The sequence below is a fragment of the Larkinella knui genome, from assembly GCF_003858645.1.
In the GTDB taxonomy this organism is placed as follows: domain Bacteria; phylum Bacteroidota; class Bacteroidia; order Cytophagales; family Spirosomataceae; genus Larkinella; species Larkinella knui.
This window is the reverse complement of sequence record NZ_RQJP01000001.1, coordinates 1,761,101-1,775,387: the sequence shown is the minus strand read 5'-3', so window position 1 is coordinate 1,775,387 and position 14,287 is coordinate 1,761,101. Positions and strand designations below refer to the sequence as shown.

Sequence of the window (14,287 nt, the reverse complement as noted above, 5' to 3'; positions counted from 1 at the left end):
CCCATGTTAAAACGGCTCAATTTCCTTTATTCGGCAACCACGCGGCTCGTGGTGATTGCCCTGGCAGGCATTGGCCTGGCCAGTTGTACCGATCAGTTCGATACGATGAATACCGATCCGACCAAGATCAGCAGCGTGGGCACCACGGAATACCCGTTTCTGTTTGCCTATGCCCTGATGACGCCAACGCTTAGCCCCGACAATTTTGAAGTGGGCGAGGGTACGATAGCGTCGGTGTATTCCCAGTTTTTTGCCCAGGCCGCGCAGTCGTTTCCCACCGACCGGTATGTGGTTCGGCAGGACTGGATGCCGGCCTGCTGGAACCCGGTGTATACCTCGGCGGCCCCGCAGCTGAAAACGATTCTGAATGGAACGTCGGCGCAATCGTCCGAAAACGCCCTGGCCAACATCTGGTGGGTGTGGATGTTCCACCGCGTGACCGATTATTTCGGACCGGTTCCGTATTTCGATGCCGCTTCGGGCAAACGCTACATTGCCTACACGCCCCAGGATTCCATCTATTATGATTTCTTCAAAAAGCTGGAAACCGCAGCGACGGTATTGAAGGCGCATCCAACCGAAAAACCGTTCGGTACCTACGATCTGGTTTACAACAAAAACGCCAGCCCGGCTACGGCCTGGATGAAATTTGCCAACACCCTGCGGTTGCGACTCGCCCTGCGAATCTCGAAAGTGAACCCCGCGCTGGCCAAACAGCAGGCCGAAGCGGCCGTGGCGGCCGGGGTGTTGACGGATGTCGCCGATGACGCGTACATGCCGAAATCGACCACGACCTACAACGAATACAATGGGCTGGCGGTTACGGCCGGGTGGGACGACATCCGGATGAGTGCCACGATGGAATCCATTCTGAAAGGCTACAACGATCCGCGACTGCCCATTTATTTTCAGCCTGCGGTCGCCACCGGTACACACGAAGGCGTTCGGAACGGGCTGTTTACGTCCGAAAAAATCATCGACATCAATTCCCGGCCTTATACGTCCAACATGGGTACGCGCTGGGTCAACCGGGTGGCGAATGACTGGAAAACCAATTACAACGTTTCGCAGGACCTCATGCATACCGCCGAAGCGTATTTCCTGCGGGCCGAAGGTGCACTGAACGGCTGGAACATGGGCGGTACGGCAGAAGAGTTCTATAAAAAAGGGATCGAAATGTCGATGACCCAATGGGGCATTACCGACCAGGCCGCCATCAGTGCCTACATTGCCAGTACGGCGGTTCCCATTGCGCCGAAGGACGGCATGAATTCTCCCGCCGTCAATGATTATCCGATCAAATGGAGCGGTTCTGCCGACATGCAGCGGAAACAGATTGCCCAGCAGAAATGGCTCGCGCTGTTTCCGGACGGTATGGAAGGCTGGGCGGAAGTACGCCGAACCGGTTTGCCCAAATTATACCCGGTTGTTCACACCGAAAACACGGATTTGCCCGCCGGTACGTTCATTCGGCGAATGCCGTTTCTGGATGCTGAAAAGCAGACGAACGCTGCCGAAGTGGCCAAAGCCGTCAAGATGCTGAATGGCCCCGACAATGCGGCAACGCCCTTGTGGTGGGATAAAAATTAAGCTGGTTTTCGTCGTGTCAGGCTCAGTAGCCTGACACGACGAACCCGTTTTGTGCCACCTGAACCCATCTTTAACATGCGAATTCTTTCCGCGCTTGTTGTTTTTCTGCTGGCTGTAGGGGCGGTCCGGGCTCAGGTAGCGGCCCTGGATACCCCCCGGTTTTTACCGGCGGGCCTGGTCCTGCCCGAACATCCCAGGCTGCTGTTGGCGAAGGGGGAAGAAAAAGCGATTCTTCAGAAAATCAGGACCAATACCACCTGGGCGGCCGTTCACGCTCACATCCTGCAGCAATGCGACAGCCTGCTGCCGACCAGGCCCGTGGAGCGGGTACTGTACGGCGTTCGTCTGCTCGACAAATCCAGAACCTGTCTGTTTCGGGTATTCCACCTCAGCTACGCCTGGCGGACGACCCGCGACCGGAAATACCTGCAACGGGCCGAGCAGGAATTGCTGGCAGTGGCGGCTTTTTCGGACTGGAATCCGAGCCATTACCTCGATGTGGCCGAAATGACGATGGGCGTGGCCATTGGCTACGACTGGCTCTACCCGGAACTTTCGGAAACGTCCCGGACCAAAATTCGGACGGCCTTGCTGACCAAAGGCGTACAAACGGCTTTTGATCCGGCCTTTCCGCATTACCGCAAGTGGCTGACCGTGACCAACAACTGGAATCAGGTGTGCAATGCCGGACTCAGCTTCGGGGCGCTGGCCCTTTATGAAGACGCTCCCGAACTGGCTTCCCGGCTCATCAACCGATCGATTGCCAGCGTGGCAATTGCCATGAAGGATTACGAACCCGATGGCGCTTTTGCGGAAGGGTACACGTATTGGGGCTACGGCACCACGTTCAACGTGCTGTTCCTGAATGCATTGGAGAAGGTATTTAAAACGAATTTTGGGCTGGAAAAAAACCGGGGATTCTATAAAACCGCCGATTACCTGCTGCACGTCGTGGGACCCGCCGGCCAGTCGTTCAACTATTCCGATGCCACCGAACGAAGCACGTTGCAACCCGCCATGTTCTGGTTTGCCCACCAGCGGAACGACCCCTCGCTTTTGTGGTCGGAACGCCATTTTCTGACCAATCCCGCCCGATTGAAGCAGGTTTCCGAGCGGCTGTTACCGGCTTTGATGATTTGGGCGGACACCACTAGGCTCGACCGCATCGAAGCCCCCAAAACAACCTTCTGGACCGGTGCCGGACGAAATCCCGTGGCCCTGATGCGCACCTCCTGGACCGATTCGAGTGCTTTGTTCGTCGGGATAAAAGGCGGTTCTCCGCTGGTAACGCACGGGCACATGGATGCCGGTTCGTTTGTCATGGATGCCGATGGCGTTCGCTGGGCGATGGATTTCGGGTTTCAGGATTACACCCCGCTGGAACTTAAAAACGTAGATCTGTGGGATGATCGGCAGCACGGTCAGCGCTGGCAGATTTTCAGGTACAACAATTTTTCCCATAACACCCTCACCGTCAATGATTCCCTGCAACGGGTGAAAGGCATTGCCCGAATTACCCGGTTTTCTGACCAGCCGCATTTCAGAAATGCCGTCGTTGACCTGAGTTCGTTGTATCAGGGGCAGTTGGCCAACGCCAGACGGGGCATCGCCCTCCTTAAAAACACCGGCGTCCTGATCCGGGATGAAGTGGAAACCGGGTCGGCCCCGGCCACGGTTCGCTGGAGTATGCTGACCGCAGCTTCGGTAAAAATGATCAGCAACAACCAGGCGGAATTGACCCGAAACGGAAAAAAATTAACCCTGTTTAGTCCCGATGGCGACATCCGGATCCAAACCTGGCCGACAACGGCACCCCGTGCGTATGACGAACCGAATCCGGGTACGATTCGGGTTGGATTCGATACGCGGGTTCCGGCCCATACAAAAAAAGCCGTTCAGGTTTTCCTGATTCCCGGCTCAGTTCCGACAACGAATGCCCGCCAAACGAGCCTTCCGTTGCAGGACTGGCCGGGAAAGTAACCAGTAGTCAAAAATGAAAAAGTGTAGCATGCGATTTCTGCTCTATCTGGGGGTTGCCAGCCTGCTGGTTACCTCGGTTCTGGCCCAAACCCGACCGGTTTTGTTTCCCGAACCGCAGTCGGTTCACTACGGAACGGGCCGTTTTTCCGTGTCGAATCTGGCGGTTTTTCTACCGGTATCGGCCCCGAAAGACGTTTCATTCGCTTTAACCACGCTTAATCAGTATGTTCGGGAGCGAACCGGAAAACCCCTCAAAAAAGCCAGCTCATCCGCAACAGCAACGCTGACGTGGGTCATTGCCGAACCGGGCCGCGAGCTGCCGGAAGTGGCCGACCGAGAGGGCGCCAGTCGCCGGGAGCAGTACCGCATTCGGCTAACGGCCCGGAAAATCGAGATCACGGCCCAGACTTCAACGGGGCTTTTTTACGCCATTCAGACCCTCCGGCAGTTGATGCAGGGGTCGGGGGAGGAGGCTGCCTGGCCCGTCGTGTCGATCGACGATGCGCCGAAACTGACCTACCGCGGCATCATGATGGATTTTGCCCACGGCGGTTTGCTGACGCTGGACGAAATAAAACGCCAGATCGATTTTCTGGCCCGCTGGAAGACCAACCAGTATTATTTCTACAACGAAGTCAGCATTGAACTGGACGGTTTTCCGACGCTGGGCTATAAATCGGGCTACACCAAAAAAGAGATCCGGGAAATTATTGCGTACGGCAAGCAGCGGCACATCGACGTCATTCCGTTTCTGAACCTCTACGGCCATTTGCACGAACTTCTGCGCAAGGAACACTATGCTGATCTGGCCATCGGTGCCTACGGGCACGAACTCGACCCGCGCCAGCCCGCCGTGAATGCGCTGCTCAAAAACTGGCTCCGGCAATATACCGCGCTGTTTCCCAGCCCTTTTATCCACGTTGGCTTCGATGAAACCTGGGAAACCAAACGCATCGCCGACGACAAAGACCACGCCATCAACTCCGAGAATCTGTGGTTGCAACAGCTCGATTTTGTTCAGACGGAGCTGAGGCAGTACGGCAAAACCGTCATGGCCTGGACGGATATGAACAACTATTATCCGGACATTATGAAAAAACTGCCGCCGGACGTGATACCGGTTATCTGGGAATACAAACCCGATACGGTCGAAATAAACCGGTACCTGAATCCGGTATTGAGTGAAAAGAAACCGTTCCTGATTCAGCCTGCCGTATCGGGCTGGGGCCATATTTACCCCGATGCCGACTATACCTACACCAACATTGATCTGTGCCTGCGGGCCGGAATGCGTCATAAAACGCTGGGGTTCATCAACTCGGTCTGGACCGATCCCGTCGAGCCGTTTGTGCGGGCTTCGTGGCTGTTTATGGCCTACGGCAGCATTGGCGCCTGGCAGGGAAAAAGCCCTGCTAAACAAGCGTTTGCCCGATCGTATGCCGCGATCGTGTACCCTTCCGTTGCCGCCAGTCTCGACTCGGCCTTCAACGATCTGGCCCAGGCCAATGTGTATCTTGATCGGTGCCTGGGGCGCAACACCAACGGCATGCCGCGGGGAACGCTGGTCGAAAGCTGGGCCAACCCGTTTTTGCCCTACTACCTTAAAAACACGCAGGAGCACCTCAGCGATTTCAAAAAAGCGCGCAAACTGAGCGAAAAGGCGCAGGGCGAGCTCATTACGGCGCTCCGCAACTGTGATCCGGCCGATGCCGGTATGATCAATTCACTGCTGGTTTCGGCCCGGCTGATTGCGTATTCCACGACCCGTTTTTTGTGGGCGAAAACCATCTGCGACCGCTGGAATCAATCGATGCTCGATAAAAAGAAAAATGACTTTGTTGTCTACGACCTGACCTATCCCTGTCACGGTCTGCTGGTCGACCTGATGGATGAAAACGGGGCCTTAAAATCGGAATACGAGCAAGCCTGGAAATCGGAGTATTTGCCCTACCGGCTCAACACGATTCTGGGGCGGTTTGACGTAGAACACGCGTTCTGGCAGAAATTAGCGCAGAAAGTAAACGACTACCGGATTCAAAACCCGCCCCAGCACGTAGCCACCCAGCCGTTTGAAGAGCTGTTTAAACCCGACTTTTAACACCACAGCCGCCCAACTTTTCTGGAAGACCGATTAAAATTGGTGAATTTGTTTATTTGTTAACAAAAATATGCTTTTTTTGTAGTCAAAAATCAGTGACCCATTTATGCTCTTTTTTGCGTCTACCTATCGTGACATTCAGCAGGCTGGTAAAGACAAGGTTATCTTGCTGCCTTTGGGCGCTGTGGAGCAGCATGGTCTGCATCTTTCTGTTTCCACCGATACCGATCTGGTAACAGAACTGGCGCAACAGGCCGAAAAAGCCTTGCCCGATACGGTATTGCTCTGCCCGACGCTACCGTTCGGGTCGAGCCACCACCACCTGTCGTTCGGCGGTACCCTCAGTCTGAATCCGGAATTGTATACGCAGGTCGTGATCGATCTGGTCCATTCGCTGGTAGGGTCCGGTTGTCAACGCATTGTGTTGCTGAATGGCCACGGTGGCAACATCACGCCGGTCCGGCAGGCGCTGGCGGTATTGTGTCACCGGTTCGACGCGAGTCACCAGCCCACCATTGCCCTGGCGACCTACTGGGAACTGGCGGGAAAAGCCTTCGCCGGGGATCCGCCGATGGAAAGTCCGGCCTTGAGCCATGCCTGCGAATACGAAACCAGCCTGATGCTACACCTTTTTCCCGAAAAAGTCTGGATGGATCGGGTCGAGCGGGCGCAACGCCCCCCCAGCAACGGCTACGTTCCCTGGGAAGACGACGAGCCCTACCGGGGCATCACGGTGTTCAAGCAGACGGCGTTTGTCTCCGGCAACGGCAGCAGTGGCGAACCCCAGCTGGCAACCGCCCGGAAAGGGGAGCACCTGTTCGGGCACGCGCTGACGGCGCTGGTCCGGTTTCTGGAAGCGTTTCAAACCTGGCCCTTATCCCACAATTTAGCCGAAAAGTCATGAGTAAACTGGAAATTAAACACCCCGATAAAGCCACCCATACCGGCTCGTATTCAGCGGGTGTACTGGCGGGCGACCTGCTGTTCATCAGCGGACAAGGCCCGCTGGACCTAACAACGGGGGAGGTGATTCACGGTACGATCGAGGAAGAAACACTCCACACCCTGGCCCATATTCAGACGATTGTCGAGGTGGCCGGTGGCACGATCGATGATATCGTAAAATGCACCGTACACCTGGAAAATATCGGCGACTTCGACCGCTACGATGCGGCTTACGGCTCGTTTTTTACCGGAATCCGCCCGGCCCGCACCACCGTTCAGTCGGTGCTGGCCGACGGCATCAAAATCGAAATCGACGCCATCGCGCGAATAACCCCAAAAGCCCCATGAGCCCAAAAATACGCATCGGAACCGTGGGCCTGGGACTCATGGGCAGCAGCATCGCTACCTGCATTCTGGCGGCTGGCCACGAGGTCACCGCCCTGGTGAAAGAACTGGACCAGGCCGACGAAGCCCGGGTCCGCATCCGGGAATACCTGCACCAACTTCGGGACGAAAACCTGCTGAAGGCCAGCCCCGACGACGTGCTGCAAAAGTTGGCCATCACCGATGACGTCACGCAGCTGCGCGACCATTCTGTTGTCATTGAGTCGATTACCGAAAGTGTAGACGAAAAAAAGCTTGTCTACCAACAACTCGAAACCGTATTGGCACCCACGGCCATCATTGGCAGCAATACGTCGGCGATTCCGGTGACGGTGCTGCAACAGGGCCTGAACCATCCGGATCGGCTGCTGGGCATTCACTGGGCCGAACCCGCCCACATCACCCGGTTTATGGAAGTGATTTGCGGCCACGAAACCGACGTGCGGTATGCGCACCAGATCAGCGAACTGGCCGAAAGCTGGGGCAAGGAGCCGTCGCTGCTGAAAAAAGACATTCGCGGTTTTATCACCAACCGGATCATGTACGCCATGCTCCGCGAAGCGTTCAACCTGGTCGAAAACGGATACGCCACCGTCGAAGACGTCGACCGCTCCCTGCGCAACGATCTGGGCTACTGGATCACGTTTGCCGGACCGTTTCGGTTCATGGACCTGACCGGTATTCCGGCCTACCTGACCGTGATGAAGGACCTGTTTCCCGACCTGAGCAACACGATCACGACGCCAAAAATGATGGAAGAACTCGTGGCCGGAGGAGCCAGAGGGGTACAGAATGCCCACGGCTTTTACGCCTACACGCCCGAATCGGCGCGGCAGTGGGAAGAACAGTTCATCCGCTTTAGTTACGACATCCGGAAGCTGGCCCAAAGCTACCGGCCCACGTTCACCGACCCCGAAAAATGAGCCGTATTCAATCGATCAAAGCCACCGAAGTTGTGGTTCCGGCCAAACCCAACAGCCTGAACTCGGAGGAAGTACGGGACCGGGATGCGGCTTTCGCCCGGAAATTCCTGACCGGCGAAAGCTGGACTGAATTTGCCAACCAGCCCAAATGGATTCTGGAACTGACGCTGGAAAACGGCCTGACGGGCATTGGCGAAACCTACCGCAGTGCCTCGGAACCCCTGCTTCACGAAGCCATGAAGCAGTTGGTGGGGCAGGATGTGCGGCAGCTGAACTGGCGACGGCTGCCGGTTTCCGACCAGCGGATATACGAAGCGTTCGAGTCGGCGATTCTGGATGTGGTGGGCAAATGGCTGACGGTTCCGGTGTGCCAGTTGCTCGGCGGAGCCTACCGCGACCGGGTCGACTGTTTCGGCTGGACGGGTCGGCGGACGCCCGAAGATGCCGCGCAGAAAGCTTGGGAAGCGATGCAGAAAGGCCATAAAGCGTTCAAATTCAAATGCTCCGACGAAGACCCCGTTCGGTTGTGGACGGAAGAAATCCGGAAGAAATGTGGCGACGGTATCAAAGTTTTGCTCGACCCGAACCAGCGGTGGACCGACGTGGAAACGACCCTCCGGCTGATGGAGGGTGTGGAAAAAGACCTCATGCTGGGCCTGGAAGATCCGGTTCTGCACACTGATCTAACGGGTTTCAAGTACCTCCGCGAAACGCTGGGTATGCCGATTTACCGCCATATTTCGCTACCCTACACGCAGGACATCCGCGACATCATCGCCTTTGTTCGTGCCGACGCCGTCGATGGCTACAACATCAACGGTTCGGCGTACAACTCGGTTTTACTGGCCGAAATCGCCCACCTGGAAGGCAAATCCTGCTGGCGGGGATCGGAGGTCGATCTGGGCATTTCGGAAACGATGGGGCTGCACATTGCGGCTGCCAGCATCAACTGCACGCTGCCGTCCGATCTGTTTGGCGAACTGGTCCGCACCGACGATCTTATTGTGGAACCCATCCGGTTTGAGAACGGGGCGGCTTTGGTTCCATCGGGAGCGGGGCTGGGCATCGAACTGGATTACAGTGCCTTAACTACCTACACCACCCACCGGAATTTACGCGTCAGCCTATGAAAAAATCGCTTTTGTCGTGGGGCATTCTGTTTTTCTGCAATGTCATCTGGGCCTTTCATTTTACGAGTATCAAGCTCACCCAGGCTCAGGTAAAACCGTATTTCACGGTATGGGCACCGATGTTGCTGGCCACGCTTTTTCTGGCACCGTTCGTGGTTCGGGATTTTCGCAAAGGCGGTAAAAAGCTGTCCGACGCCTTGATTTTCGTGCAGCTGGCGGCCGTTGGGGCGTTTCCGTCGCAGGTGCTCATGACCTGGGGAACGCAGTATTCGCTCGCCAGCAATGCCGCCATTCTGGTGATGACGCTGCCCATCATTACCGCCGTTTTTGCCTTTCTGATTCTGAAAGAAAAAATGAATACCGCCCGGTGGATCAGCTTCGGCATTGCCATTGTCGGCGTCGCCCTGTGCTCGACCAACGACATCAAGCAGGTGGATCTGGGTTCGCGATACGCGCTGGGCAACCTGCTGATTTTTCTGGCGATCCTCGGAAATGCTTATTACAACGTGGGTTGCAAAAAAATCGCCGACCGGTTTACCGAAATGGAGATGGTGTTTTACACCTACCTGGTGATGTCGATTCTGCTGACTCCGCTGGTCCTGTATTACGAACCGGACATGTTTGCGCGCATTCCCGAATTTACCACCAACACCTGGATCGGCATGATTTCGCTGACCTTGTTTCACAATTTCCTGTCGATGCTCCTGTTTTTCAAGGCGCTCAAAAATCTGGATGCCACCCAGGTTGCCCTATCCAACTACCTGATCACGTTTATGGGACTACCGATTGCGGCCATCTGGCTCGGCGAAACGCTCAACGAGCAGGCCATCATCGGCGGGGTGCTCGTTCTGGCTTCCACCTTGCTTCTGTCCATTGTCGATTACCGGGTCCAGCAAAAGAAAACAACTGTAATTAAAAGAGAACCAGCATAGTTATGACAAACCAAGACAATGCACTTTTTGGGGTTGTACCGATTATTCCTACCCCGTTTACGGAAAATGAGGAGATTGACGAAGCAGCCCTTTGCCGGTTGGTGGATTTTGCCATCGACGGCGGCATCCGGGCGGCCTGTCTGCCCGCCTACGCCAGCGAGTTCTATAAACTGACCGACGATGAAAAACTTCAGGTCGTTCGCGTGGCGGTGAAACACGCAGCCGGGCGGCTGAAGATCGTGGCCCAGTCGAACCACCCGTCGCTGAAAGTGGCCATCAAACTGGCGCAGGCCAACATCGAAGCCGGGGCCAATGTGATTTCGCTGGCCGTACCGCGCATTTTCAGCTTACCCGAAAATTCCCTGAAAGAGTACCTGTCTACGTTCCTGCAGGCCATTCCGGACACGCCGGTTTTGATTCAGGATTTTAACCCCGGCGGGGCATCGATCAGCGTCGGTTTTATCCAGAACCTGATGGAAGAAAATCCGAACTTCAAATACCTGAAGCTGGAAGAACCGCTGTGTGCGCCCAAATTTGAAAGCATCATCAGCGCCACGAACGACCAAATCGGGCTGTTTGAAGGCTGGGGCGGTTTGTACATGCTCGAACTGGTTCCGATCGGCATCCGGGGCGTCATGCCGGGACTGGCCGTTGCCGACATCCTCCAGAAAATCTTCGACCTGCGCTCGGCGGGTCAGACCACCAAAGCCTTTGAACTATTCGAAAAAGTGATGCCGCAGATCTTTTTCTCGCTGCAAAACATGGAGTTGTTCCATTATGCCGAAAAAGAACTGCTGATGGCGCGGGGCGTTTTGAGCAACAGCATCGCCCGAAAAGCGGCTTATATTCCCGATCCATCGTCGATCAATTATATTCGCGAGCTCAACGACCGGATTCTGACGCTGGTCAACGACGACGCGTATGCCATTCGTCCGGTTGCGAGCAGCATCTATTAACCCCTTAATCCAACATTCAGAATCACATGGGAGAATTTAGCGGGCAGGTTGCCATCATTACCGGAGCCGCTTCGGGAATCGGGCTGGCCATCGCCTACAAACTGCTGGCCGAAGGCGCATCGGTGGCGCTGTTCGATTTTAACGAACCAGGATTGCAACAGGAATTTGGCACCGTGGGCGAACGGGCTTTGCTGATCGGGCTGGATATCACGGACGAAAACCGGGTCGCCGAAGCCGTCACGCAGGTGAATCAGCGGTTTGGCCAGATCGATATCCTGATCAATTGCGTCGGCATCACCGGCATCACCAACCTGCGCAGCCACGAAGTGAGCAGCGAGAATCTGCACAAGGTGTTTGAGGTCAACTTCATGAGCTGTTTCTACACCTCGAAGGCGGTGGTTCCGCTGATGCTCGCCCGGCAGTATGGCCGGATTCTGCACATTGCCTCCATTGCGGGCAAAGAAGGCAACGCGGGCATGCTGGCGTATTCGGCTTCGAAAGCCGCCGTCATCGGCATGACCAAAGTGCAGGGCAAAGAATACGCCGAAACCGGCATTACGGTCAATGCGCTGGCTCCGGCGGTGATCCGGACGCCCCTGGTCGATGCTATGCCGGAGGTGCAGGTGCGCTACATGACCGACAAAATTCCGATGAAACGCTGCGGAACGCTCGACGAAGCGGCCAACCTGGCGACCTACATCGTATCGTCCAAAAACAGTTTTACCACCGGTTTCACCTTCGATCTGTCGGGCGGGCGGGCGACGTACTGAGGCCCCGGCTGCGTAATCCGGCTTGTTGATAAAATACGTTTCGATTATGAAAACCCAACCTATTCAGTTTATTAGCCCCATCGATGGCGATATGCTGCATGCACGCGACGGCGAATCGACCCCGGAAGGCGTCTTGATTGACGTGCGGGTAGCGGCCCCGTCGGCCCACCGGCTGACCATCAACGGCCAGGACGCTGTTGATGAGAACGGTATTTTTTCGGCGAAAATCAATCTGACGCAGGACAAAACTACGATTGCGGTTCACGATCAAACCAGCGGGGAAACCTCGGCCATTACGGTTTTCCGGCTTCCGCATTTTGCGGGAAAATACCGCCTGTCGATCGATGATAACATCTGGTTTCTGCGTGACATCGGCCAGCAACCGGCTGCGTATCCGTCGTTGTTCGATCATCCGTATCTGGGATTTCTGAAACACGTTCACGAGACGTACGGCACCAAAATTCACCTCAACCTTTTTTACCAGACCGACGGTTTTACGCTCTCCGAGTTTCCGGACCGCTACAAACCGGAGTGGCAGGCCAACGCCAATTGGTTGCGACTCAGTTTTCACGCCCGGAGTGAGTTTCCCGATAAGCCGTATGAAGCTGCTGGATATGAGCAGGTTAGTCGGGACTGTGCCGTGGTCGATGCGGAAATCCGCCGGTTTGCGGGTCAGGAAGTGATGGGACCGGTTACGACCATTCACTGGGGTGAAGCGACCGTTGAGGGGTCACGGGCTTTGCGCGATGCGGGCTACGCGGGGCAACTGGGCTACTTCAATGTCGATGACGACCTGCCCACCGCGTCGTATTACCTGACGGTGGAGCAACGGCGGCACCTGAAAAAGCGGTTTGTCTGGCACGATACGCAGGAAGGCATTTCGTTTGTCCGGGCCAGCATCGTCATTGATAAAAAAGAGTTGCCCGACATTGTTCCGTTTCTGGACGCGTATGCCGAAAGCCCGTCGGGCAAGCCGCCGTTTGTCGATTTGCTGGTTCATGAACAGTATTTCTATCCGTTCTACGAAGCCTACCAGCCGGATTACCGGAACCGGATTCTGACGGCGGTGAAGTGGGCCACCGACAACGGCTACACCCCGGCTTTTCTGGGCGACGCGCTTTTTACCCACTAAACTACCTGACTCGCAAATGAGTATGGAAAACAGTCGCAGAGACTTTTTGAAAACGGCGGGACTCGGTTTGCTGGCAACGTCCCCGCTTTCAGTCTACGCCAGCACGCCCGATGCGCTGGCTGGCATTCCCGAACAGGCGAACCGGAGGCCCCCGCAGTCGTTTAACATGAGCGGGTATGCCGCCCCCAAACTCGATGTCGTGCGCGTGGGCATTGTCGGTATCGGAAACCGGGGGATGGGGGCCGTCGAACGGCTGAACAAACTGGCGGGCGTCGACATAAAAGCGCTGTGCGACCTGCGCGCCGAACGGGTTAATCTGGCAAAAAAGGAAATTGAAGCGAACGGCCACCGCCCGGAGCTGTATTCCGGCCACCCGGATGCCTGGAAAAAACTCTGCGAGCGCACCGATCTGGATCTGGTTTACATCCTGACGCCCTGGGCTTTACACACGCCGATTGCGGTTTTTTCGATGACGCACGGCAAACACGTCTGCGTGGAAGTACCGGCGGCCAAAACCCTCGAAGAGTGCTGGCAGCTAGTCGAAACGTCGGAAAAGACCCGCAGGCATTGCATGATGGTTGAAAATTGCTGTTACGATTTTACCGAACTGCTGAACCTGAATCTGGCCCGGCAGGGGTTTTTCGGCGAAATTGTCCACTGCGAAGCCGCCTATATCCACAACCTGCAGGACCTGGTATTTTCGAAGGAACACTTTTACCAGATGTGGGAACTGAACGAAATGTCCCGCCGAACGGGTAATCTGTATCCCACACACGGTTTGGGGCCGGTTTGTCAGGTGCTGAACATCAACCGCGGGGATCAGATGGACTACCTGGTATCGATGTCGAGTAACGATTTTGTGCTGGGCAAGCTGGCGAAAGAACTGGCCGCAAAAGATGCGTTTTACAAACCGTACGTCGACCGACCGTTCAACGGGAATATGAATTCCAGTACGATCCGCACGAAAAAAGGCAAAACCATCCTGGTGCAGTTCGATGTGTCGTCGACCCGGCCCTATTCACGGATTCAGTTGATCAGCGGCACCAAAGCCGTGGCGCAGAAATACCCCGAACCGGCGCGCTACTCGACGGGTCACGAATGGATGACCGAAAAGGAGGTGAAGGCCCTCGAAGAAAAACACCTGCCGCCGATTGTGAAGAAAATGGGCGATATTGCCAAAAACGTCGGCGGGCACGGCGGAATGGATTTCCTGATGGACTGGCGCACGATCGACTGCCTGCGCAACGGTTTGCCGCTCGATCAGGACGTATACGATGCGGCTTTATGGAGTTCAATTGGTCCGCTGAGCGCCTGGTCGGTGGCGCACCGCTCCAATTCCATCGACGTTCCCGACTTCACGCGGGGTGCCTGGACCAAAAACCAACCCGTCGACATTTCAATGAGCCGGGGCGGCACAACGCAAGCTCGGGTGTAAGAAGGCCTTACC

At 55.8% G+C, this 14,287-nt stretch carries 12 protein-coding genes; all 12 read left to right on the top strand.

Going from position 1 to position 14,287, the window contains the following annotated elements; all coding sequences use genetic code 11:
* Positions 1 to 3: 3 nt before the first annotated feature.
* The 12 genes from EHT87_RS07210 to EHT87_RS07155 all read left to right on the top strand — a co-directional run bounded on the left by EHT87_RS07210 (position 4) and on the right by EHT87_RS07155 (position 14,275).
* Entirely contained in the window at positions 4 to 1,590 is a 1,587-nt protein-coding gene (locus tag EHT87_RS07210; protein ID WP_124905261.1) for a SusD/RagB family nutrient-binding outer membrane lipoprotein, read from the top strand.
* Positions 1,591 to 1,665: 75 nt separating this feature from the next.
* The gene (locus EHT87_RS07205) at positions 1,666 to 3,570 is read left to right on the top strand and encodes a heparinase II/III domain-containing protein (protein ID WP_124905259.1); all 1,905 of its coding nucleotides are present in this window, start codon (positions 1,666 to 1,668) and stop codon (positions 3,568 to 3,570) included.
* Positions 3,571 to 3,583: 13 nt separating this feature from the next.
* Positions 3,584 to 5,668, top strand: a complete 2,085-nt coding sequence (locus tag EHT87_RS07200; protein ID WP_229320882.1) for a beta-N-acetylhexosaminidase — start codon at positions 3,584 to 3,586, stop codon at positions 5,666 to 5,668.
* 106 nt (positions 5,669 to 5,774) lie between these two features.
* Positions 5,775 to 6,572 carry a creatininase family protein gene (locus EHT87_RS07195; protein WP_124905257.1) on the top strand — a complete coding sequence of 266 codons (798 nt, stop codon included), beginning with the start codon at positions 5,775 to 5,777 and terminating at the stop codon, positions 6,570 to 6,572.
* The gene (locus EHT87_RS07190) at positions 6,569 to 6,961 is read left to right on the top strand and encodes a RidA family protein (protein ID WP_124905255.1); all 393 of its coding nucleotides are present in this window, start codon (positions 6,569 to 6,571) and stop codon (positions 6,959 to 6,961) included. The genes EHT87_RS07195 and EHT87_RS07190 overlap by 4 nt, the downstream gene beginning before the upstream one ends.
* Entirely contained in the window at positions 6,958 to 7,920 is a 963-nt protein-coding gene (locus tag EHT87_RS07185) for a 3-hydroxyacyl-CoA dehydrogenase family protein (RefSeq protein ID WP_124905253.1), read from the top strand. The genes EHT87_RS07190 and EHT87_RS07185 overlap by 4 nt, the downstream gene beginning before the upstream one ends.
* The gene (locus EHT87_RS07180; protein ID WP_124905251.1) at positions 7,917 to 9,050 is read left to right on the top strand and encodes a mandelate racemase/muconate lactonizing enzyme family protein; all 1,134 of its coding nucleotides are present in this window, start codon (positions 7,917 to 7,919) and stop codon (positions 9,048 to 9,050) included. Before EHT87_RS07185 ends, EHT87_RS07180 begins: the two co-directional genes overlap by 4 nt.
* Positions 9,047 to 9,982, top strand: a complete 936-nt coding sequence (locus tag EHT87_RS07175; RefSeq protein WP_124905249.1) for a DMT family transporter — start codon at positions 9,047 to 9,049, stop codon at positions 9,980 to 9,982. The genes EHT87_RS07180 and EHT87_RS07175 overlap by 4 nt, the downstream gene beginning before the upstream one ends.
* A 2-nt stretch (positions 9,983 to 9,984) precedes the next feature.
* Positions 9,985 to 10,938: a dihydrodipicolinate synthase family protein gene (locus tag EHT87_RS07170; RefSeq protein WP_124905247.1), complete on the top strand. Its 954-nt coding sequence runs from the start codon at positions 9,985 to 9,987 to the stop codon at positions 10,936 to 10,938.
* Between the two features lie 26 nt (positions 10,939 to 10,964).
* Entirely contained in the window at positions 10,965 to 11,708 is a 744-nt protein-coding gene (locus tag EHT87_RS07165; protein WP_124905245.1) for an SDR family NAD(P)-dependent oxidoreductase, read from the top strand.
* Between the two features lie 46 nt (positions 11,709 to 11,754).
* The gene (locus tag EHT87_RS07160) at positions 11,755 to 12,840 is read left to right on the top strand and encodes a hypothetical protein (RefSeq protein WP_124905243.1); all 1,086 of its coding nucleotides are present in this window, start codon (positions 11,755 to 11,757) and stop codon (positions 12,838 to 12,840) included.
* A 22-nt stretch (positions 12,841 to 12,862) separates the two neighbouring features.
* Positions 12,863 to 14,275 (top strand): Gfo/Idh/MocA family protein, encoded by a 1,413-nt coding sequence (locus EHT87_RS07155; protein ID WP_124905241.1) that lies wholly within the window; start codon positions 12,863 to 12,865, stop codon positions 14,273 to 14,275.
* Positions 14,276 to 14,287: the final 12 nt, after the last annotated feature.